Source organism: Hyunsoonleella pacifica (genome assembly GCF_004310335.1).
Taxonomy (GTDB): domain Bacteria; phylum Bacteroidota; class Bacteroidia; order Flavobacteriales; family Flavobacteriaceae; genus Jejuia; species Jejuia pacifica.
Map to the genome: position 1 here is coordinate 597250 of NZ_SIRS01000002.1, position 23447 is coordinate 620696.

Annotated in this window: 21 protein-coding genes and 1 other RNA gene; 8 read left to right on the forward strand and 14 right to left on the reverse strand. The window is 32.5% G+C overall.

From position 1 onward, the window contains the following. Positions 1–25 precede the first annotated feature (25 nt). The 3 genes from EYD46_RS05980 to EYD46_RS05990 form a co-directional block, all read right to left on the reverse strand. Positions 26–862 carry a hypothetical protein gene (locus tag EYD46_RS05980; RefSeq protein WP_130936150.1) on the reverse strand — a complete coding sequence of 279 codons (837 nt, stop codon included), beginning with the start codon at positions 860–862 and terminating at the stop codon, positions 26–28. Between the two features lie 82 nt (positions 863–944). Continuing rightward, positions 945–2249 (reverse strand): MFS transporter, encoded by a 1305-nt coding sequence (locus EYD46_RS05985; RefSeq protein WP_130936151.1) that lies wholly within the window; start codon positions 2247–2249, stop codon positions 945–947. A gap of 63 nt (positions 2250–2312) precedes the next feature. Beyond that, positions 2313–3131, reverse strand: coding sequence for a M48 family metallopeptidase (locus EYD46_RS05990; protein ID WP_130936152.1), 819 nt, complete (start codon positions 3129–3131; stop codon positions 2313–2315). 159 nt (positions 3132–3290) lie between these two features. On the opposite strand from EYD46_RS05990, the gene msrB reads away from it, so the two are divergent. Further along, on the forward strand, positions 3291–3779 hold the full coding sequence (msrB, locus tag EYD46_RS05995; RefSeq protein ID WP_130936153.1) for a peptide-methionine (R)-S-oxide reductase MsrB: 489 nt from the start codon (positions 3291–3293) through the stop codon (positions 3777–3779). A 74-nt stretch (positions 3780–3853) separates the two neighbouring features. Further along, entirely contained in the window at positions 3854–4405 is a 552-nt protein-coding gene (locus tag EYD46_RS06000; protein WP_130936154.1) for a DUF1572 family protein, read from the forward strand. 175 nt (positions 4406–4580) lie between these two features. Here the strand turns inward: EYD46_RS06000 and EYD46_RS06005 are convergent, their stop codons facing one another. After that, positions 4581–5864, reverse strand: coding sequence for an NAD(P)/FAD-dependent oxidoreductase (locus EYD46_RS06005; protein ID WP_130936155.1), 1284 nt, complete (start codon positions 5862–5864; stop codon positions 4581–4583). Between the two features lie 106 nt (positions 5865–5970). On the opposite strand from EYD46_RS06005, the gene lpdA reads away from it, so the two are divergent. Continuing rightward, entirely contained in the window at positions 5971–7347 is a 1377-nt protein-coding gene (gene lpdA / locus EYD46_RS06010; RefSeq protein ID WP_130936156.1) for a dihydrolipoyl dehydrogenase, read from the forward strand. Between the two features lie 298 nt (positions 7348–7645). Here lpdA and aroQ read toward each other — a convergent pair whose 3' ends face one another. Together aroQ and EYD46_RS06020 are read right to left on the reverse strand one after the other, a co-directional pair. Continuing rightward, on the reverse strand, positions 7646–8062 hold the full coding sequence (gene aroQ, locus EYD46_RS06015; RefSeq protein ID WP_130936157.1) for a type II 3-dehydroquinate dehydratase: 417 nt from the start codon (positions 8060–8062) through the stop codon (positions 7646–7648). A gap of 78 nt (positions 8063–8140) precedes the next feature. Continuing rightward, a complete protein-coding gene (locus tag EYD46_RS06020; protein WP_130936158.1) occupies positions 8141–8638 on the reverse strand; it encodes a hypothetical protein in 498 nt (165 codons plus the stop codon). A 222-nt stretch (positions 8639–8860) separates the two neighbouring features. Between EYD46_RS06020 and xerD the strand changes: the two genes are divergently transcribed. Then, a complete protein-coding gene (xerD, locus tag EYD46_RS06025) occupies positions 8861–9757 on the forward strand; it encodes a site-specific tyrosine recombinase XerD (protein ID WP_130936249.1) in 897 nt (298 codons plus the stop codon). Positions 9758–9863: 106 nt separating this feature from the next. On the opposite strand, the gene rny is transcribed toward xerD, so the two are convergent. From rny to EYD46_RS06045, 4 genes are all read right to left on the reverse strand, one after another. Further along, on the reverse strand, positions 9864–11438 hold the full coding sequence (gene rny, locus EYD46_RS06030; protein WP_130936159.1) for a ribonuclease Y: 1575 nt from the start codon (positions 11436–11438) through the stop codon (positions 9864–9866). A gap of 56 nt (positions 11439–11494) precedes the next feature. After that, positions 11495–11623: non-coding RNA, 6S RNA (gene ssrS, locus EYD46_RS06035), on the reverse strand. A gap of 55 nt (positions 11624–11678) precedes the next feature. Beyond that, complete coding sequence (locus EYD46_RS06040; protein ID WP_130936160.1) at positions 11679–11972, reverse strand: cell division protein ZapA; 294 nt, start codon at positions 11970–11972, stop codon at positions 11679–11681. Positions 11973–11986: 14 nt separating this feature from the next. Next, on the reverse strand, positions 11987–12277 hold the full coding sequence (locus EYD46_RS06045; RefSeq protein WP_130936161.1) for a hypothetical protein: 291 nt from the start codon (positions 12275–12277) through the stop codon (positions 11987–11989). Between the two features lie 176 nt (positions 12278–12453). Here EYD46_RS06045 and EYD46_RS06050 point away from each other — a divergent pair, with 176 nt between their 5' ends. Further along, on the forward strand, positions 12454–14139 hold the full coding sequence (locus EYD46_RS06050; protein WP_130936162.1) for a M23 family metallopeptidase: 1686 nt from the start codon (positions 12454–12456) through the stop codon (positions 14137–14139). Between the two features lie 12 nt (positions 14140–14151). Continuing rightward, positions 14152–16611: a TonB-dependent receptor gene (locus tag EYD46_RS06055; RefSeq protein ID WP_130936163.1), complete on the forward strand. Its 2460-nt coding sequence runs from the start codon at positions 14152–14154 to the stop codon at positions 16609–16611. Positions 16612–16650: 39 nt separating this feature from the next. On the opposite strand, the gene EYD46_RS06060 is transcribed toward EYD46_RS06055, so the two are convergent. After that, the gene (locus EYD46_RS06060; RefSeq protein WP_130936164.1) at positions 16651–18102 is read right to left on the reverse strand and encodes a hypothetical protein; all 1452 of its coding nucleotides are present in this window, start codon (positions 18100–18102) and stop codon (positions 16651–16653) included. A 137-nt stretch (positions 18103–18239) separates the two neighbouring features. Continuing rightward, positions 18240–19394 (reverse strand): cysteine desulfurase family protein, encoded by a 1155-nt coding sequence (locus EYD46_RS06065; protein ID WP_130936165.1) that lies wholly within the window; start codon positions 19392–19394, stop codon positions 18240–18242. A gap of 98 nt (positions 19395–19492) precedes the next feature. On the opposite strand from EYD46_RS06065, the gene EYD46_RS06070 reads away from it, so the two are divergent. Further along, positions 19493–20500, forward strand: coding sequence for a hypothetical protein (locus EYD46_RS06070; RefSeq protein ID WP_130936166.1), 1008 nt, complete (start codon positions 19493–19495; stop codon positions 20498–20500). On the opposite strand, the gene EYD46_RS06075 is transcribed toward EYD46_RS06070, so the two are convergent. Both EYD46_RS06075 and EYD46_RS06080 read right to left on the reverse strand, forming a co-directional pair. Continuing rightward, the gene (locus EYD46_RS06075; protein ID WP_130936167.1) at positions 20497–21051 is read right to left on the reverse strand and encodes a Smr/MutS family protein; all 555 of its coding nucleotides are present in this window, start codon (positions 21049–21051) and stop codon (positions 20497–20499) included. The genes EYD46_RS06070 and EYD46_RS06075 overlap by 4 nt on opposite strands. 6 nt (positions 21052–21057) lie before the next feature. Continuing rightward, positions 21058–21240, reverse strand: a complete 183-nt coding sequence (locus EYD46_RS06080) for a hypothetical protein (RefSeq protein ID WP_130936168.1) — start codon at positions 21238–21240, stop codon at positions 21058–21060. Between the two features lie 160 nt (positions 21241–21400). On the opposite strand from EYD46_RS06080, the gene EYD46_RS06085 reads away from it, so the two are divergent. Then, complete coding sequence (locus EYD46_RS06085; RefSeq protein WP_130936169.1) at positions 21401–23386, forward strand: T9SS type A sorting domain-containing protein; 1986 nt, start codon at positions 21401–21403, stop codon at positions 23384–23386. The last annotated feature ends 61 nt before the right edge of the window (positions 23387–23447 follow it).

The following is a 23447-nucleotide window of genomic DNA, read 5'->3' on the forward strand; positions in this document are numbered from 1 at the left end:
TTGTAGCAAATTTGAAAAAGTGGTGTTAATCAAAAAACTCGTCATCTAGAGAGTAATCAAACGTACCCGTTACTTCATACGGCCCTTCATCTGGAGTTCCATCTTCATACACAAGAATATACTCAAACTTAAAGGTTCCTGTAATAACTCTCTCATCTAAATCAAACTTGCTAATAACAATTTCTCCCGGTAATTCCTTTGTACTTACTTCTCCTGCTTTATTTAAACCAAAGAAAGTATAAAAGCAAACACCCTCAAAAACATCATTAAACTCATCATACAAAACATAAGAGCCTTCTTTCCATAGAGGTTTAGGTATTCTCAAATTTATCTCCCTATCTGTGTCAGCTAAAATCGTAGGTTTGGTATAACCACTATTTCCTTGTATCAATATATAATCATCGTCTGGTCTTGACAAAAAATCATTAACAGAAACTCCTCCAGGAAAAAATAAATAACCATTGGGTTTCATGTCATTATACTCTTGTCCGTTAATATTAGCTGTCATAAACGCACGAACAGTAACAGAGGGGGTTTCGCCACCACTGTTGCCATCTCCACAATTTAAACTATTTATTAGTGTTTGGAACACACCATCATCATCTCCGCACAATTCTATTTGATGTTCTAATGCAGCTTTGTATGCACTACATAAATCCGAATAGTTTTCACTTGAAGAAGATGCTTCGGCAAAAGCTTGTGCCGCATTGGCAGTGTTCAATGTAGCCTCATCACATGACGAAGGTAAGTTAGTATTCGTTTGCTCTGGAATTTCCCCATCAAAAGGTTCAATGTTACATGAAACAAAAGTAAACGTTAGACATAAGGAAAGTAAAAGAAAAGCGTATTTGGTAAGTTGCATTGTTAATAAAATTTGATTACCCAAAAGTAATCATAAGGCAATATCTACCTACGATTTTTCTCATAAAAAACTAGATTTTAGATTAAATGCTTATTTTATCCTTTGTATTCACTCGAAATAATAAAACAATACCAATCAAAAAGAAAACAAATAGGAATAAAATAGCATATCTCATGGTGTATATTTGATCTACAACAGCAAAAATGGACATTCCTATTACTATTCCAATTTTTTCGGCTACATCATAAAAACTAAAATAGGATGTTGTGTCCTCTGTCTCAGGTAAAAACTTAGAATAGGTTGATCTTCCTAAAGATTGTACTCCGCCCATAACAAAGCCAACTATAGTGGCAGCGATATAAAATTGCACTGGGGTTTTCATAAAGTAAGCGTAAAAGCATAGCCCCATCCAAATAAAATTAACAATTATTAAGGCTTTAATATTTCCATATTTATCAGACATTTTAGAAGTGAGAAATGCACCAAACACAGCAACAATTTGTATTACTAAAATACTTATGATTAAACCAAAAGTTTTTTGCTCATCGTTTTCCCATAATATTTCTTTCTCGCCAAAATATACCGCCATTAACATTATGGTTTGTACTGCCATACTAAACACAAAAAAGGCATTGAGATACTTCTTCAATCTTAGATTATTCTTTAAATCGTTCCAAACAGATTTTAATTCTTTAAAACCATTAAATATAACATCTTTGGTAATTTTATGACCTTTAGAACTCCCTTTAGGTAGATGATAAAAGCTGTATTGACTAAATAAAATCCACCATAAACCAACGGTTATAAATGAATATTTCATCATCTCTATTTTTGCCTCTCCTGTATCTTGAGACATTACCATAACCAAATTTACAATTAGCAATATTACGCTTCCAAAATAACCCCAGGCAAATCCTTTGGCACTTATACTGTCTTGTTGTTCTGGATAAGCAATATCTGGCAAATAAGAGTTATAAAACACCAAACTCCCCCAGTAACCTAATAATCCCATGAAATAAAATAAAATACTGGTATGTATGTAATCTAAATCAAAAAAGTACAAACCAATACACCCTAAACCTCCCATGTAGCAAAAGAATTTCATGAAATTCTTTTTATTGCCTACATAATCAGCTATACCAGACAATAATGGAGAGAGAAAAGAAACCACCAAAAATGTAAAAGCCGTAACTATTGAAATTAAAACCGTTTGTTTCATTTCAAAGCCAAAAGCTGTCACTAGCTCTTCTTTTGAATCAAACAAACTAGAATAAAATAAAGGAAAAATGGATGAAGCAATAGTTAAGGTATAAACTGAATTTGCCCAATCATAAAAAGCCCAGGCATTTAATAGTTTTTTGCTTCCCTTTTGTAAAGGTTCTTTCATAAAAAAAGTCACACTTTTATTGTGTGACTTCTAAAATAAACAAATATTTTATTCTAAGCGATATTAATTTTTAAATGATGTGACTCCAAATTTTCTAGCTTCTTTTTCTGCTAATGGCGCCCACTCTGTCAAATTTTTAATTCTAGTATCATTTGATGGGTGCGTACTCATAAATTCTGGTGGCGCTTGTCCCCCACTTTTTGCTTTCATACGTTTCCATAATTCTGCAGCTTCATATGGATTATATCCTGCAATAGCCATAAGATGTAGCCCATAATTATCTGATTGAGTTTCATGATTTCGGCTAAAAGGTAGCATTACTCCTACTTGGGAACCAATACCATAAGCTTGATTAAAAATAGCTCTAGTTTGTTCATCTTTGATTGCTACATTTCCAGCTACAGCCCCTAACTGTTGAACTATACCTGCACTCATGCGCTGCTGTCCGTGATTAGCCAATGCATGAGCCACTTCATGTCCCATAATTGCTGCCACTCCTGCTTCAGTCTTAGCTATAGGCAAAATACCGGTATAAAATACAATCTTACCACCCGGCATACACCAAGCATTTACGGTTTCATCTTGAACTAAATTATATTCCCACTTGTAATCTTTTAGATAGCCTTGATGACCATTAGCATTTAGCCAACGTTCTGCTGCTACAGCAATACGTTGCCCAACACGTTTTATCATTTCGGAATCTTTTGTTCCTGTTACCACTTTGTTTTCATTTAAAAACTGATTATACTGAGCAAATGCTGTTGGAAATAGCTGTGAATTTGGCACTAATGCTATAGTCTTTTTACCTGTAAATGGATTGGTAGCACACGCAACTAAAAGTAATGTGAGTCCGATACCAAGTATAACTTTATTTCGTTTCATAATAGCTTTGAATTTAGAGTTAAAAATACAAAATCGATATATAATAATAGGACACTTTTAATTTTAATTGGTCACAATACGCATATATATTTATATGAAATTAAAAAAGAAGTGTTATTTTAATTGAGAGGTATCGACATAATATAAAAAATTATTAATATGAAAAAAATCCTATCCCTAGTTGCAGTTATAATGGTATTTAGCTGCAATACATTAGCCCAAAAGAAAGAAAAAGCAACCGAAACGGAAAAGAGTTTTAAGGTTACTAAAACTGATGCTGAATGGAAAGCACAACTTACTGATATGGAATATTATGTGTTGCGACAAGCCGGAACTGAACGTTCTTTTTCAAGTGTTTTAAATAAGAATTATGAGGAAGGTACTTATGTATGTAAAGGTTGCGACACACCTCTTTTTGAAAGTAAGCACAAATTTGATTCTGGGACTGGATGGCCAAGTTTTGATAAAGAAATTAAGGGTAATGTTGCCTATTCTACTGATTATAATTTGGGCTATGCTAGAACTGAAGAACATTGTGCTACCTGCGGAGGGCATTTAGGACACGTGTTTAATGACGGCCCAAGAGATACTACTGGAAAAAGACACTGTATTAATGGAGTTGCTTTGAAATTTGTTCCGAAAGAATAATTGACTTTTAAATCCCAATAATCAATATTTAGGTTTTGGAATTTAGTATTTGTATATTGAAATTTTGAAGTATCATGGAAAGTTACTTAACCAGTGTTATTAAACAATTTGAATATTATAAATCTTTGGGAGATAAAACTTTTAAAGGTTTAACTTTTGAGGAATTGCAAAAGGAGTTTGTTGAAGATTCTAACTCTATATCAATTATTGTAAAACATATTGTTGGTAATATGTTAAGTAGATGGACTAACTTTTTGACTGAAGATGGTGAGAAAACATGGAGGCATCGTGACGAGGAGTTTATTGATACTTATAGAAGTAAAGCCGATTTGCTTGCTAATTGGGATAAAGGTTGGTCTTGCTTATTTGATGCTATTAAACCTCTAGCAGAAAACGATTTAGAGCGAATTATCTACATAAGAAATCAAGGGCATACAGTTACTGAAGCTATTAATAGACAGTTAGCACATTATGCTTACCATGTGGGACAAATAGTTTTTTCAGGGAAATTGATTAAAGGTAAAAACTGGGATTCGCTTTCAATTCCAAAAGGTAATTCTTCAAAGTATAATGTTGAAAAGTTTAGTAAAGCTAAAGAGCGTAAGCATTTTACTGATGATCTTTAGTGTTAAGAAAAATTAAGAATAGTTTGTTTTTATAAACTTTCTAAAAGCTATAGTTTTAGACTGTTGTTTTCAAGTATGCCCTGCGAGAGGGATTGAACGGCATGTTGGAGCTCCTCACAGAGAGCGACTAGTGAAAGCCCGTTTGCCATTTTTCTGGCAACTCGCCCAAATACAATTAATCTTTATGTATACTTTTAAAGGGACGAATAATTAGGCGCGCTTCTCTATCAAACCTCACATAATTGTATACCCAATTTACAAATACCACCATCCTATTTCTAAAACCTATTAAGAAAAAAAGATGTACAAACATCCATACATACCAAGCAAAAACACCTTGAAATTTCCAGTTTTTTAAATCGACAACGGCTTTATTTCTACCTATGGTTGCCATAGCGCCTTTATCTTTGTATTTGAAAGATTTGAGGGGCTTGTTTTCTATTATTCTAAGTAGGTTATTACCTAATTGTTCACCTTGTTGAATTGCTGGTTGTGCCATCATTGGTAGGCCATAAGGATGTTCATCGGAAGTCATACAAGCAATATCTCCAACGGCAAAAATGTGCTTAAATCCTTGTACTTGATTGTATTCGTTTACAGTTATACGGTTACCTCTGGTAACGTAATCTTCTGCATCTAGCCCTTTAATTGTGGCGCCTTTTACACCTGCAGCCCAAACTACTGTTGCGGTTTCAAAGGTTAAATCTGTATCTGTACTTACTGTCTTACCATCGTAACTCGTTACACGAACATTTTTCCAAATATTAACGCCTAGCTTTTCTAAAAAGTCTTCAGCTTTTTGTGATGCCTTGGCACTCATCCCTTTTAAAATACAATCTCCTGCTTGAATAATATGTATTTGTGCTAAACGTGTATCTAAATCTGGGTAATCTTTTGGTAAAATTCCTTTTTTAATTTCTGCTAAAGCTCCTGCAAGTTCAACTCCTGTTGGTCCGCCTCCTACTATAACGAAATTCATTAGCGCATTGCGCTCATTTAAATCTGAAGTTAATAGTGCATCTTCAAAATTTTCGAGAATTAAACTACGTAAATTTAATGATTGTGGTATGGTTTTCATTGCCATACTGTGTTTTTCGATCTCAGAATTTCCAAAAAAGTTAGTTTTAGAACCTGATGCTACTACTAAATAATCGAATTTTAGTTCTCCTATGTTTGTTTTCACTTTATTCTTTTTAGTATCAATTTCTTCAACAGAGGCTAGTCTGAAGAAAAAGTTGGGAAAGTCTTTTAATATTTTTCTAATAGGATATGCTATAGAATCTGGCTCAAGTCCTCCTGTAGATACTTGATATAATAGGGGTTGAAATGTGTGATAATTATGCTTGTCCAACAACACTACCTGAACTTCTTGTTTTGATAATTTTTTAGCTAAAGCAACGCCTGCAAAACCCCCGCCAACAATTACAACTCGCGGAAAACTTGTTCTAGGTATATTCATATCGTAAAAATTGCAGCACAAAGGTAGTAAAAGTTACAAATTTAGTACGCTTCTATATTCGTTATTCAAACTTCATTTTGTAAATTTGCAGCTTAAATTTTAACACATGAGTAAATACGATATTATAGTTCTTGGAAGTGGTCCTGGTGGTTATGTAACTGCTATTAGAGCATCACAATTAGGTTTTAAAACGGCTATTGTTGAAAAGGAAAATCTTGGAGGCGTTTGTTTAAATTGGGGTTGTATCCCAACTAAAGCCTTATTAAAATCTGCTCAAGTATTTGAATATCTGAAACATGCTGAGGATTACGGATTAAAGGTTAAAGATGCTGAACATGATTTTGATGCTGTTGTAAACCGTAGTAGAGGTGTTGCTGATGGTATGAGTAAAGGCGTGCAATTTTTGATGAAGAAAAACAAAATTGACGTTATTGAAGGCTATGGTAAAATTAAACCTGGTAAAAAAGTTGATGTTGATGGTACAGAATATTCGGCAGACCATATTATAATTGCTACTGGTGCGCGTTCTAGAGAGTTGCCTAGTTTACCACAAGATGGTGAAAAAGTTATTGGTTACAGACAGGCTATGACTTTGGAAAAGCAGCCTAAGAAAATGATTGTTGTTGGTTCTGGTGCTATTGGAGTTGAGTTTGCTTATTTCTATAATTCTATGGGAACTGAAGTCACAATTGTTGAATATTTGCCTAATATAGTTCCTGTTGAAGATGAAGAGGTATCTAAACAATTAGAACGTTCTTTTAAGAAAAACGGCATTAAGATTAAAACTTCAGCTGAAGTAACTTCTGTAGATACTTCTGGAAAAGGTGTGAAAGCCACTGTAAAAACTAAAAAAGGAGAAGAAGTTTTAGAGGCTGATATTATTTTATCTGCTGTTGGTATTAAAACTAACATAGAAAATATAGGACTTGAAGATGTTGGAATAGTAGTAGATAGAGATAAAATTTTAGTAAATGATTTTTATCAAACTAATATCCCAGGATATTATGCTATAGGTGATATTACTCCTGGACAAGCGTTAGCACATGTTGCTTCTGCTGAAGGTATTTTATGTGTTGAGAAAATTGCAGGTCATCATGTAGAGCCAATAGATTATGGTAATATCCCTGGATGTACGTATTGTACTCCTGAAATTGCAAGTGTTGGTTTAACTGAGAAAGCAGCTAAGGAAAAAGGTTTTGATATTAAGGTTGGGAAATTCCCATTCTCTGCTTCTGGTAAAGCAAGTGCTGGAGGTAATAAAGAAGGTTTTGTGAAAGTAATTTTTGATGCTAAATACGGTGAGTGGTTAGGATGTCACATGATTGGTGCAGGTGTTACAGATATGATTGCTGAAGCGGTTTTAGGTAGAAAACTTGAAACTACCGGGCATGAAGTATTAAAAGCAGTACACCCTCACCCAACTATGAGTGAAGCAGTTATGGAGGCTGTTGCTGCTGCTTATGATGAGGTAATTCATATTTAAAATAGTAGATTACAATACATCTACAACATACTATAACACAAAACGGTTAAAAGTAACTCTCACTTTTAACCGTTTTTATTTTTATGAATAAGTTTACGAGTTTCAGAAAGTATTTTTCTGTAATCTTTAATCTGCTTAGATAAAATTTTTTCAGATTTATATAGTATAATGCATAAAATTGAAATTACGCAAATCAGTATAAGTAGGTATAACAGCATCTTTTTTATTCTACTAAATAAGACACTTTTAAGCTAAAGAAGTCACAACAAAATGATGCTTAGTAACGTGAATTTTTAAATTATTTAAAACTTCCTATAGCCAACTCATAGCTTTGTAAGCCAAATCCAAGTATTACCCCTTTCGCATTAGGAGAAATATAAGATTGATGTCTAAACTCTTCTCTGCCAAATGTATTAGAAATATGAACTTCAACAACAGGTGTTTCAATGCCTTTTATAGCATCCCCTAGACCTATAGATGTATGTGTATAAGCTCCTGCATTTAATATTACACCATCATAACTAAACCCTACCTCATGTAATTTATCAATTAACTCTCCCTCTATATTTGATTGAAAGTAATCTAAATCTACTTTAGGATATTTTTGTTTTACTTCATCCAGAAATTCTGTAAAAGATAGACTTCCATATATATTTGGTTCGCGTTTACCCAATAAATTTAGGTTAGGACCATTAATGATGATTAATTTTTTCATGCGTTAAAAATACAAAAGTTATTGCATAAAAAAGCCGAAGCTATTAAGCTTCGGCTTTTTGTTTTTTAATAAAGCTGATTATAAACCAAACATAATACCTAATGATACGATATTCCATGATCCACCATCTCTACTAACACCTCTATAAGCGGCTACAATATCTATAGCTTCGCTTACGCTATACTGAGCTCTTGGTGAGTAATAAAAACCTCCGTCATTGCCATCATTAATCCCTAAAGCATAACCTAAGTCTGCTCCAAGAGTAAAACTAGGGGCTACTTCAAATCTAGCTGATCCTGCAATAGGTAAAAATTGAACATCTTGAGCTTCAATGGTAATACTACCAAATGTTTGCTCCTCTCCAAAAGAATGAGAGTAACCGATAGTTCCACCGGCATCAAAATCATCAGATATTTCAAATAAATATCCTAAATCAACAGCTATAGCAAACGTCGAAAAGTCACCTGCGTCTCCAATTGGAATTCCTCCACTGATACCCGCATTAAATTGACCTTGCGCATTTACACTAAGACTTCCAAAAATGGCAATTATAGCCACAAAAAATAATTTTTTCATAATGTTTAAAGTTTATAGTTTGACAAGATCAAAATTAGATAAATTTCTAGTAAAATAATTACTACATCTTTACTTTATTAACAATATTATTAACATGAAAATTAAATTTCTGTTTTTCAGGTTATTAAATTAATGGTTATTAACAATTTTAAATAAAAACTATAAAGACATAGGTTTTAAAGCCTTCATTTATTTATGTTTTTTCAATACATTTACAGTTATATGAAATGGCAAAATGCAATAAAAGACTATACTTTATATTTGAAGATTGAACGTGGTTTATCTCAAAATTCCATTGACAATTATACTTTAGATATTCATAAATTAATAAAGTATTTAGAATTCAATAGTATTAGCTCTAGTCCTATTTCTATTTCCAAGGAAACTATACAACAGTTTATTTATGAAACGGCTAAAATAATTAATGAACGCTCCCAATCCCGATTAATCTCAGGGCTTCGTAGTTTCTTTAATTATCTGGTTTTTGAAGATTATAGAAATGATAATCCGTTGGATTTAATTGAATCTCCTAAAATTGGACGAAAGCTTCCCGACACACTTTCTGAAGAAGAAATAGATCAAATTATTAGTGCTATAGATTTAAGTAAACCCGAAGGCGAACGTAATAGAGCTATGCTTGAGACACTATACGGCTGTGGTTTACGTGTTAGTGAACTTATTAATTTAAAACTATCTGATTTATTTTTTGATGAAGGATTTATTAAAGTTACGGGTAAAGGAGATAAACAACGTTTTGTTCCTATTGTTGAAACAACAATAAAGTTTATAAATATTTACCGAAAACAGATTAGAAATCATTTAAACATTCAGGCGGGGTATGAAGACACCTTATTCTTGAATAGAAGAGGCAAACAGTTAACCAGAGCCATGGTATTTACTATAATTAAACAATTAGTTGAAAAAATTGGGCTTAAGAAAAACGTATCACCTCATACGTTTAGACATTCTTTTGCGACACATTTACTTCAAAATAATGCTGATTTACGAGCTATACAATTGATGTTAGGACATGAAAGCATAACCACTACAGAAATATATGTACATATAGACAAAAGTCATTTAACAAAAGTGGTGGAACAATTTCATCCTAGGAAATAGTTAGTGGTTAGTGGTTAGTGGTTAGTGAAATTAAAAAATCCAGCTTACACTGGATTTTTCAATATTATATTTGTTCTATTCTCTATAACTCTTTTTCAGAAATATTTTATTTAGCAATGTTAACAGCTCTTGTTTCTCTTATTACAGTAATCTTAACTTGTCCAGGATATGTCATATCCGTTTGGATTTTCTGAGAGATATTAAATGACAACTCTGCTGCTTTTTCGTCATTTACTTTTTCACTTTCCACAATAACGCGTAATTCTCTACCTGCTTGAATTGCATAGGCCTTTTTAACCCCATTAAATCCAAAAGCAATATCTTCTAAATCTTTTAAACGCTGAATGTAACTGTCTAAAACTTGACGCCTAGCTCCTGGTCTTGCACCAGATATAGCATCACATACTTGTACTATGGGGGCAAGTAAAGATTTCATTTCTATCTCATCATGGTGTGCTCCAATGGCATTACAGACATCTTCTTTTTCACCATATTTTTCTGCCCATTGCATACCCAAAATAGCATGAGGTGTTTCCATGTCTGTTTCAGCATCTGGCACCTTACCAATATCATGAAGTAATCCAGCACGTTTAGCTAGTTTAGGGTTTAAACCTAACTCTGCTGCCATTACACCACATAGTTTTGCAACCTCTCTGGAGTGTTGTAATAGGTTTTGTCCGTAAGATGAACGGTATTTCATTCTTCCCACAGTCTTTATTAATTCTGGGTTTAAATTATGAATACCTAAATCTATCACAGTACGTTTACCTACCTCAATAATTTCTTGCTCTATTTGCTTTTTGGTCTTTTTAACTATTTCTTCAATTCTAGCCGGATGAATCCTACCATCGGTTACCAACTTATGAAGCGACAATCTTGCAATTTCTCGACGCACAGAATCAAAACATGATAAAATAATAGCTTCAGGAGTGTCATCTACAATAATTTCAACACCTGTTGCAGCTTCTATGGCTCTAATGTTTCTTCCTTCACGTCCAATAATACGTCCTTTTACGTCATCTGATTCTATATTGAATACAGATACACAGTTGTCAACAGCTTCTTCAGTACCTACTCTTTGAATTGTATTTATAATTACTTTTTTAGCCTCTTGCTCCGCAGTCAGTTTTGCTTCTTCTAGTGCGCCTTGTATGTAAGCCATAGCGTCATTTTTCGCTTCACCTTTCAACGATTCTACCAATTGCGCTTTGGCTTCTTCTGCAGACAAACTAGAGATTACCTCTAATTGTTGTACTTGGCTTTTATGTAGTTTATCTATTTCGGCTTGCTTTTTCTCAAGCACGTTTATCCTATGGTTATAATCTTTTGCTTTAGTTTCAATTTCAACGTTGAGCTTTTTGTTTTTCGACAGCTCATTAGATACTTGAGATTCTTTATCTCTAGTGCGCTTTTCTGCTTCGGCCATTTTTTTATCACGAGACAGGATTACCTTTTCATGTTCTGCCTTTAATTCAATAAACTTTTCTTTAGCTTGGAGTATTTTATCCTTTTTTATAGTTTCCCCTTCACTCTTAGCCTCTTTTAGTATTGATGCTGCATCTTTTTTAGCACTTTTTATAAGTTTAGATGCATTATTCTTTTCCATTGTCTTAGCTATAATAAATCCTATTATAAGCCCTACAATTACTCCTCCTACAATTAATATAATTGAGTTATCCATTTTAATTTAGTTGATTTATATATATAAAAAAACCTACATCAGTATGTGTTTTGTATAAACTCCTTAAAAACAAGTTTAGGGCTAACAAGCTGATCAAGGGTCTGCCCGAGATACTAGAATAAACTAGCACTAGCAGCATGCTTTAACAACTTCAACTTACCCTTTTTAAAGAATTAACGTTGAGTTTATCAAAAAAATAACCGATGTAGGTAGTAACTTTTTACTTTATTTTAAAGAACGTTAAGTGCTTAAATGAGCATCCAATATACTATTGATTGCTTCTAGCTTTTCTTCAACAGCCTCATTTTTCACTTCTTTATCTATAGTTTTTTGTTCCGCTTGCGATGCAAATTGTAAAGCACACATAGCTAGTACGTCTTGCTTATCTTTAACGGAATAACTTTGCTCAAATTGTTTAATCATAGTCTCAATGTTCTTAGCTGCTTTGCGTAAACCTTCTTCTTGAGAGATATCAATGGTTAAGGGATACACTCTATTTGCTATAGATAGCTTTATTTTAAGCTTTTCTGACATTGATTTTTATAACATTAATCTGATAATTGCGCAATACAATGGTCAATATCTCTAATTAATGCATTTATTTTAAGCTTAGTTTCTCTTTTATTATCGTCACTACCAAGCATTGAGTTTGCAATTTTTAGAGCTTCATATTTTTCTTCCCAATCACTATTTACCTTTTTTTGGGTTTGAATTTCTTGTCGAGCTGATGCTAAATCTTTTGACAACTCCAAATTAGTTTGCTTTAGAGCGTCTGCTTTTAATAGCACTTTACTAATTTTGTGTTCTAGAGAATCAACAATATCTTCAATCTTACTCATTTACAAAAACAATACTCAATTAACAAAGTTAACATACCTTGCCCTAAATAGCAATTGTTTTTTCATAATTTTTCCAAAATTATTTCTAATACCTTCACTCCTATTTATGTGGCTTGATTTTTGTTTAATGCTTTGGAAATTGTACTCAAATTAATATTTTAGCCTAATACATAAATATGCGAATACTTCTTGCCCTAATACTTCTTCTTTCTTTACCAATTGGAGCTCAAAATATTTATCCTCAAGACTACTTTAGTAACCCTTTAGATATTCCTCTTGTGCTTTCAGGAACATTTGCTGAATTACGCTCAAACCATTTTCATTCAGGTATAGATATAAAAACCCAACAGCGAACGGGGTTAAAAGTTAAGGCTTCTGCTGATGGTTATGTGAGTAGAATAAAAATATCGCATTATGGTTATGGAAAAGCATTATACATTACTCATAAAAATGGATATACAACAGTTTATGCGCATTTGAAAAGTTTCGCTCCTGAGATTGAAAATTACATCAAAGCAAAGCAATACCAGAAAGAATCTTATGAAATTGAGCTTTTTCCAAAAAATGATGAATTATTAGTCGAAAAGAATAGTTTGATAGCTTACAGTGGTAATTCAGGAGGTTCTGGAGGACCACATTTACATTTTGAAATTCGTGATAATGCTGAACGCCCTATTAATCCCATGTTGTTTGGTATAGAAATAAAAGATAGCAAATTGCCAACCGTTACATCAATTTATGCGTATCCACTAGATGATAGTTCATCTGTAAAAAATTCTAATTCGAAACAAAATTTGAGATTAATTCCACTTAAAAATGGAGACTATACCGTTGAAAATATTGAAGCTTTTGGAAAAATAGGTTTTGGAATTACCACTTGGGATAGACAGGATTTAGCTGTTAATAAAAATGGAGTTTATAATATTCAAACCTTCTCAAACGGTAGCAAAAATTTTGAGCTAGATTTTAAAAGATTTACTTTTGATGAAACTAAACATATAAATCAATTGATAGATTATAAACAGTTTAAAACCAGTAAACAAAGAGTTCAAAAACTTTTTAGAGAAAACAATCCATTAAGTATTTACAAAGATTTATATAAAGAAGGTGTTTTAACTATTGAAGATAGCACATACGTTGTATATAAAATTAAGATAAGTGATTATAAAAATAATACAGCTTGGGTTGCAATACCTATTAAAGGACAGAAAAGTAAAACTGTAAAAACTAAATCTAAAGCAACAACACCATATTACATTTATGCTAATAAAAGCACCACTTTAAAAGAAAACAATATTAGTATTGCTATTTATCCTGATACGTTTTACCAAGATTTTTATATGGATTTTAGTGTAAGAGGTGATACATTAACACTTCATAAAGACATCACTCCTTTAAAGAAAAATCTTAAAATTTCATATAATATTGATAAGTATACATCTGGAGATAAGAATAAACTTTTTATAGTTAGGTTATCAGGCTATAAGAAAACGCCATATTATTCGTTTACTAAGCGTGAAGGTGATACTTTGTTATCTTATACTAAAAGACTTGGAACCTATACTTTGGCTTATGATAATGAGAAACCAACTATAGTACCTGTAAACTTTAAAAAAGGACAATGGCTAAGTAAATATCGTTTTCTTAAATTAAAAATTAATGATGAAATTTCAGGTATATCTAATTACAGAGCTACAGTAAATGGCAAATGGATTTTAATGGAATATGACTATAAAACTAAAATACTAACTCATGATTTTAATGATGGCATTATCACAGACACCAAAAATAATTTAAAAGTAATTGTTACTGATAATGTTGGAAATAGTTCTACTTTTGAAACTACATTTTACAGAAAATAAACTAAACAGCCTTTGAAAACGAATAGATTAATTACAATACTTTTCTTTTTTACAATTTTACTCGGTTTTTCACAAGAAGCCACCTTAAAAGGCGTAATACTTGATGAAAATAATAAGCCCATAGAAAATGTATCAGTGAAAACTGGAAATATTGGAACTCAGACTAATGAAAACGGATTTTATTCTATTAACATTCCGGCTAATCAAAATGTAATCGTAGAATTTACCCATATTTCTCATAAAAAAGTGCTAGTTACTTTTAATTTAAAAAATGGTGTGATTCGAGAGTTTTATCCTGTAATGAGTACTTCAATAGAACAAATAAATGAGGTAGTTATATCTGGAAAGCGCAGAAAAGAAGTTGAAGGTATTATTACTTTAGATAGAGAGACAGTAAAAAATATTCCTGGCGCAAATGCAGGTGTAGAGAATTTACTATTATCACTTCCTGGAGTAAATAACAACAATGAGTTGAGTACACAATATTCAGTAAGAGGTGGTAATTATGATGAAAATCTAGTGTACATAAACGGTATTGAGGTTTATCGTCCTTTTTTAGTAAGATCTGGTCAGCAAGAAGGGTTGAGTTTTGTAAACCCAGATTTGGTGCAAAATGTTGATTTTTCAGCTGGTGGTTTTCAAGCTAAGTATGGTGATAAATTATCCTCGGTTTTAGATATTACTTATAAAACGCCATATAAGTTTGAGGTAAATGCAGATTTAAGTCTACTTGGAGCAGCCGTATCCGTCGAAAATATTAGTAAAGACTCAAAGTTGACAAGTATTATTGGGGCAAGATACCGTAACAATAATCTTTTTGTTAATGCAAAACAAATACAGACTAATTTTCGTCCAATTTTTGCAGATTTACAAGGGTATTTTAACTATAAATTTTCAAACAAATTTCATTTAAGTTTTTTAGGTAATGCTTCTTTAAATGAATATGATTATGAACCACTAACCCGACAAACCAATTTTGGAACTTTAGCTGATCCTGTAGCTCTGATTGTATTTTATGAAGGGCAAGAGAAAACAGAATACCAAACTTATTTTGGTGCTTTTCAAGGTACCTATTTTGCGAATAACGATTTAACTTTAAGTTTAACAGCATCTACATATCATACTACTGAGGAGGAGTATTTTGATATTTTGGCACAGTATAACTTAGGAGAGGTAAATGGTAACATTGGAGATGAAAATTTAGGAGAAGTTGAATTTACTGAAGGTATTGGTAGTCAATTAAACCATGGTAGAAATGATTTAGATGCTCTGATTTCAACCATACAGACAAAGGGTGATTTAAGAATTGATGATAACAGATTTGAATGGTCAATAAAATATACAAACGAAGATATTAGAGATCGCTTAGTAGAATGGGAAGTTATAGATTCTGCTGGCTTTTCTATAAGACCTCCAAGAACTATTCCTAGAAATGAGCAGCCTTATGTAGCTTTTGAAGGTCCACTAGTACCTTTTACTAATGTTAGAGCTAGAAACAACACTCAAATTAGTAGACTTCAAGCCTATGCGCAATGGAGTAAACGATCTTATATAGGGGAAAGTGAAGTGTGGTATAACGCTGGAGTGCGGATACACAATTGGGGAGTTAAAGGCGATAATATTAGTGCCTCAAACCAAACTGTTGTAAGTCCTAGAGCCCAGTTTGCTATAAAACCCAATTGGAAAAAGGATATGCTATTTAGGGCAGCAGCTGGTTTGTATTACCAGCCGCCTTTTTATCGTGAACTTAGGGATTCTACGGGAACTGTTCAACCCAATGTGAAGGCGCAAAAATCATTTCATTTAGTTTTAGGAAATGATTATAGTTTCAAGATGTGGGACAGACCTTTTAAATTAACATCAGAGATATACTACAAAAACTTAACTGATGTTAATCCATATACTTTAGAAAATGTGCGTATTAGGTATCGCGCACGAAACAATGCAAAAGCTTATGCTTATGGGCTAGACATGCGTTTAAATGGTGAGTTTGTGCCTGGTACAGAATCCTGGTTTAGCTTTGGTTATCTAAAAACAGAAGAAAATATCGATAATCGAGGTTACATTTCAAGGCCAACAGATCAGCGTTTGAAATTCGCAGCTTTATTTCAGGACTATGTGCCAAATATACCTAACATGCAAGTGTATCTCAATTTAGTATATAATACAGGACTTCCTGGAGGCTCTCCAAGTTATGCAGACCCATACGACTTCCAAATTAGATTACCTGATTATAAACGTGCTGATGTAGGTTTTCGATTTGTTTTGGTTGATGAAAATAAACAATTTAAAAGTGGCTGGAAAAAACCTTTTAAAAAGCTATCGTTTGGAGTTGAAATTTTCAATATTTTTGATGTACAAAACTCTATTACAAATACTTGGGTTAGAGATGTATCAAGCAAACGTCAATTTGCTATCCCAAATTTTTTGACCCCACGGGTTTTTAATGTAAGAACTACCATGAAATTTTAATCTATAGAATTCCTCGAGGCCCTGCCTCGGGATAGTTCTCTATTTCAATACAACACTTAACCGTGTAACAACAGTATTTAGTGTGCCACCTACATTGTTAACAGACGCATATATTTCTATAGCATCCCCTGGTTCTAAATTTACAATACCTATTAAAGTAAAATTACCTATGTCGTTATTAGAAAATCGCCTTTCTGAGGAGATTTCAGGCAAAATAGTAGGAGCACCTATATTGGGTATTTTTCTGAGAGCAAATTCATAAATCCTTGCGTTTGGAGAGTTGGCATCATTATCCACAGTTCCAGTGCAAAATATTTCAAATTCTCTACTTTCCTTACCTTCATAGGTCAATCTATTGTCTGTTGATGACATTCTAAACAAGTTTGCAGAAGGTGTAGTAGCCCCTGCTATTTTAACATCAGTGCCTGCTGCACCAGCTGCTACAAAATCTGTAACTGTAGTATTTCCAGTCATATAATAATACCCTATTGATAAGGCATCGGATTCAGAAGGAAGGCCTGGACATTCAATATTCCAATCATTTGTAAAATTATATCCTGGATAAGACCCAATAGTATATCTATTAACATAAGTCCCTGCTCCTGCAAAAGTTGTACTATTAATTACTCCGGTAGTAACTGTAGGGTTCGAACTTACATTTATACCTGTTGCGCCAGCAGGAACATTGCAAAAACCACTTATCTTTTCTATCAAAGAGAATGTACCAACATAAGTCTCGAAAGTTCCACCATTGGAATCAAACCAAGCCACATTACTAAGCAATAAATTACCGATGTTGGTATATGTTATTCCTGTTGTATTACCTACTAGCTGAATTATATTCATAAACACAACCCCAAAGGTATTAATAGCTCCAACACTATTAGCATTAGCAATAATGGAGTTTTGAAATATTAATGTTTGTGCTAAGGTCCCTGTCAAATTAAAAATACTTCCACCTGGTGCGGTTAATGTTAAATTCCTAATAGAACCTCCATTTGCGCCAGAGAAAATAGTTCCCCCAACATAAACCAAAATATCCTCGTTAGCGTCTAAACCTGAAATATATGCATTATTTAAATCTATAGGAGCTGCTAACGCAATAGTACCATTAATTTCATAATATGTATTTTCATCCAGCATGTAGGTACTACCTCCTCCAGCAGTTAGCTCATCAGCTAAATCTGCAGCACTTTTTATTAATTTATAGTTATCTCTAACTGGAACACTTTCCAAGGGAAGCCATCCTGTACTATCATAAAAATAAAAAACACTATCATCAGTATCAAACACTAATAACCCCTCAGCAGGACTGGCAATTGCATTACGCTGCGTAGTGGTCATTCTTGGTGTTAAAACACCTTGAGTTGTAGATGTAATATCTAAAATGGCTGTTGGATCAGGATTAGTATTTCCTATTCCTATTTGGCTTTGTATTTTAATGCTTATAAGAAATAGAAAAACGGCTAGCAGAATAGTAGATCTCTTCATTGCAAATTTTTTTATTTGTTATGAGAGACTTTTCTTTTTAAATAGCATTACCAATTTAGTGATTTTATCGATAAAAAACAAATTTTAAAGATAAAATGCGGTTTTTGTTTTTTAAAAAGAAATTGAAATGGTAAATTTTAACTGCTTGAAGAGCTTATATAGTCTTTTAAAATACCAACTACATAATCAATTTCTGCTTTTGTATTATAAATACTAAATGAAAAACGAATTGAGGGTAATTCTAGGTTTTTAGCGTTTAAAATTTCCGCTAAAACATGAGATTTAATGTTACTACCACTTTGGCATGCGCTACCCTTAGAACATGCTACTCCTTTTAAATCTAACTGAAATAATAGCATGGCTGATTTTTTAGGAGTGATAGGTAATCTCACATTAACCAGCGTGTAAGTGCTTTTTTGTAAATCTTCAGAAAACCCATTAAACAAAACATTTGGAATTTCACTTTTTAGTTTTGAAATGAAATAAGTCTTCAATTCTTTGATATATTTTGTCTCAGATTCTAAATTTTCATAAGCTAAAGTTATCGCTTTTTCAAGTCCAACTATATTGTGAACACTTTCAGTACCTGCTCTCAATCCTCGCTCCTGTTCTCCTCCGTAAATCATTGGTTTTACACCACTATTCTTTCGTATAAACGCAAAACCTACACCTTTAGGTCCATGAAATTTATGTGCGCTAGCCGCTAAAAAATCTACTTTAATAGACTCCAGATCTATATTGTAATGCCCTATGGCTTGAACAGCATCAGTGTGAAAAAGAGCGTTGTGAGTATTACATAAGTCTGCAACTTTTTTTATATCTAAAATATTCCCTATCTCATTATTCACAAACATTAAGCTAACTAAAACATTTTCGTTATCAGTCAAGAGTGTGTCTAATTCGTCTAAATCAATATTTCCGTATGCATCTAAGTTTAAAAAATTTGCTTTTATACCATACTGTTTTTGTAATTCTTCAATAGTATGTAGTACTGCGTGATGTTCAATTTTTGATGAAACAATATGTCTAACACCAAGATCTTTTACAGCACTTTGTAGAACTAAATTATCTGCTTCAGTACCTCCAGATGTGAAGATAATTTCACTAGCGGAAACATTTAAAAGATTAGCAATTACTTTTCTAGAATTTTCAATTAATGATTTGGATAATCTGCCTAAATTGTATGAAGATGAGGCATTTCCATAATTATTTTTTAACACATCTGTCATCACGGAAATTACTTCATCACGCATTTGTGTAGTGGCAGCATTATCAAAATATACCTGTTGCATCAGTTCTTAATTTCTAACAAAAATACTTCAAATAAAATTATTAGTAAATAGCTACGTTATATAGGCAATTCTATTATTTTTGCTTAAAATAAAATTCTATGAGATCTGTTTTTGTTCTGTTTTTGTCATGTAGTTTTTTACTCATTTTCTCTTGTAGTGATGGGGATGTTATAGATTTTGAATTTGATTTTGATGACGAATTTAGAGCTTGTGGAGAAAGTGAATTGTTATTATTCAAGACAAAAGAAGACCCTTCAGAAACCGTTTCTGTTTTGATTTTAAATTATACTGTAGATGAGATATTTTCTGAAGACGAGGAAAATGATTCTTTAGTCATTGAGAAAACTAATGTACGTTTTACATATAGAACGTATGACAGAATAGGTTTACCAGATAATGATGATTTATTTTGTGCAAGCATACCAGCAGAAGGCCTAAATATTGTAATTGATGAAAATGATGAAACAGCTACAGCAACTATAATAAGGGTTTTAACCGAAGATGATAATGATGGAATTCCAAGCGAACTCGAAGGTCCAAATGGAATAGATCCACTAGGAGATACTGATAATGATAGGGTACCAAACTATCTTGATGATAATTCTAATGATAATTCTATCTTAGATGCTAATGGAATGATTGAAGAGGGCTTTGATACAGATGGAGATGGTCTTCCTAACTTTATCGACGAAGATGATGATGGAGACAATGTACTTACTAAAAATGAAAATCCTGACCCTGATGATAATGGAGAGCTTTCTGATGCCCTAGATACTGACGGAGATGGTACTCCAGATTATCTAGACGCTGATGACGATGGAGACGGTGTATTAACTAGAGATGAGGAGAATGACACCCAAAATCAGAACCCGCTTGATGATATTACAAATAGTGACATAGGGCCAGATTATATAAACCCAAATGTTTCTAATACTATTGCCGCTGTCTCTTACAGAGAGCATGATATTATAAGAACTTATGTTGTAAGACTTATAGTGTCAAATATAAATATTAGCTTTTTAGGTCAAGATGAGTTAGATTTTGGAGTTCTAACAGGAGAATCCAATTTATCTGGTAGTAGAGTAATTACTCCTGATTTTCCTTAATTAGAATTTTGGTAAATATATACCTCAGTTGCTCCTACGCCGTATTTTTGGAAATTTGCATCGTAATACTTAATATTATCATATCTCCTAAAAAGGGTTGCTAATTCTTCTCTTAAAACACCTTCCCCAACTCCATGTATAAACACTATACGTTGTATTCGTTTTTTAATAGCAAATTCTAATTGATATCTTGCTGTGTCAAGCTGTAAATTTAGCATTTCAAAATTAGTCATACCTCTTGAGGATTTCACTAAATGATGGATATGTAAATCTACTTCCATTGCAGGTTGAGAACGTTCTTTTGGTTTTACTCGTTTTGATGGTTTTCTTTTAATCACTTCTTTTTCAGTGATTATAGCATTAATTTTAGAGTTACTTAAGGTATTTTCTATAGAAATATTTGAATCTTTTATAACCAATTCAGATTCTAAAAAATCTAGTAAAAAGCCATCTTTAGTTTCTACAGTAACAGTATCGCCACTTATACTCTTTACTATACCTGACAAGTCATCGTCTAAAACCAAAACCATATCTCCTACTGCAATAGCCATTAAAATTTATTTTTCTCCTTCTTGATTTTCCTCATTCTTGCTCGGGATAGTCTTTGTTATTCTATAGACACCTATCATTAAAACAACGATACCAACTATTAAAATAATTTGGTTTTGTGATTCGCCTGCTTTAGCATACATAGCTACTATTGCACCTATAATAATAAGTATATAATTAAAGTATTTCATAAAAGACTATTCCTTTCTAAAGAGACACAAATTTACATGAAAATAGTGATGATTGTACTTCATAATAAATCAAAATTCATATTAAAATATCGACAAAAAGCACATAAATACGTTTAAATGATAAAATTTTGTATATTTGCAATTGAAGCTCCAAAAATAAATGACTTTAGCTGTTAATATACTTAGAAGACTTATTACCGTTAATTACACCTTCATAATTAGTAAAGTAATACTATTCGCCATTGTTATACTAGGTTTAAATAATTGTTTGGCTCAAGATTTATATGTAGATAATGACAGCTATCTATATGCTAGAGATGTTGTGCTTTTTGTTAATGATGATATCAGATTAGAAACAACTACTTCTAATATTTATATGAGGGGTAACGCTCAATTGATGCAAAACACAGACATTAAAAACTCAGATGCTGGCGAATTATCCATCTATCAAAATCAAACTACTGGTATTTATGAATATAATTTTTGGTGTTCTCCAGTAGGGGTAAGTATTGATGGAACTACTAATGCAAATGTTGATTTTGATGGCACTAGTATTCATGATCCTGCCGATCATACAGATTTAACAAATGTTACTTCCAGTGCTTACGCTTATACAAATTCTTACAATGGTAATGCTACTCAACTTTCCCAACGTTGGATTTATACTTTGATTTCTGCTGGAGGATATAATGGATGGGTATATCAAAGTAGTACAGGAAATATTGCTTCTGGATATGGATTTACATTAAAAGGTAGTCCTAATGTAAATAATGTTTTAGATTTAAGAGGCAGACCTAATAATGGAGATATTTCAATTGACTGTACATTTACAGGAGTGGATTTAGATCCGCTTTCAGGATCAACAACACAAGTGGAGACACTTACTGGGAATCCATATCCATCAGCATTAGATTTAAAGTTGTTCTTAACTGATGGTTTTGATGGCACTACTTCCTTAACAGGAACAAATAATAGAAATATATTAAGTGGAGAAATATTTTTTTGGGAACAAGTACCTGTTGGCTCTCATAATCTTCAAGACTATCAAGGAGGTTACAGTGTTTATAATGTTGGTGACCCTTTAGACCTTTCAGATAATGGATCTTACGCTACCGCTCCTTTTGAAAATTATAACTTAGATGGAAGTGTAAATGGAGCCACTGCAGGTAATACTCAAGATTTTACTGCAAATAATGCAAGACGATATGCTGCAATAGGCCAAGGTTTTATTGTAAGTAGTTTAGATAACGGAGGTGCTGCATCTGGCGGTACTGCTGTATTTAATAATGCCATGCGATTATATCTAGCTGAAGATTCTACTACAGGAGGTAATGGTTCTGTTTTTGCAAAAACTCAATCAAAAAATAAAACCGAAGAACATATAAAACCTCAGGTAATAGCAATGTCTCATAATGGTATCGATTACCAGCAAATTATTAATAACCCTATAACAATTCCTGAAATAAGAATTCATACTAAAGTTGATAATACGTTTTACAGAGAGAGTGTTATAGCTTTTAGAGATGGCACCCCAAATAATAATACCTACAATAGATTTTTTGATGGTAGAAATTATGAAGGAGGTTTAACAAGAGACGCTTACCTTTTATCTGAAGGCAAAGAATTGGTTATTAAGTCTATTAATTATAGTGAAGACACCAAAATCCCAATGGGTTTAAAAGCAAATAAGGATAATACTTCTTTTGAAATTACAGTTCATAATCTTAGAGCGATTCCTGAAACTGTCTCTATTTATGTTCATGATAAATTAAACGATACATATACCGATATACGTAACGCTACATTTAGTGTTGTTTTAGAAGAAGGTATCTATAATGAAAGATTTGAGATTTCCTTTAGTAATGAGAGTACCTTAAATATAGAAGCAATAGATATATCTGATTTTAAAGTATTTGAAAACTTTAAACGCCACCATTTAGAAATTATTAATCCAAAACGTAAAGAGATAAACACAGTAAAACTTTACGATGTCTCTGGAAAGCTAGTATTGCAACAAAATATTACTTCTACTAAGCGCAAAAACATAATATCCACAAGGTCACTAAGTTCAGGTATATATTTAGTATCCTTAAAATTATCAGATAATCAAACACTTAACAAAAAAGTAGTGATTTCTGGTAACTAAATTACTATATGTTAATTTCTCTGCGTTCTTAATTACTATCATTTTTACTATATTTAGCACA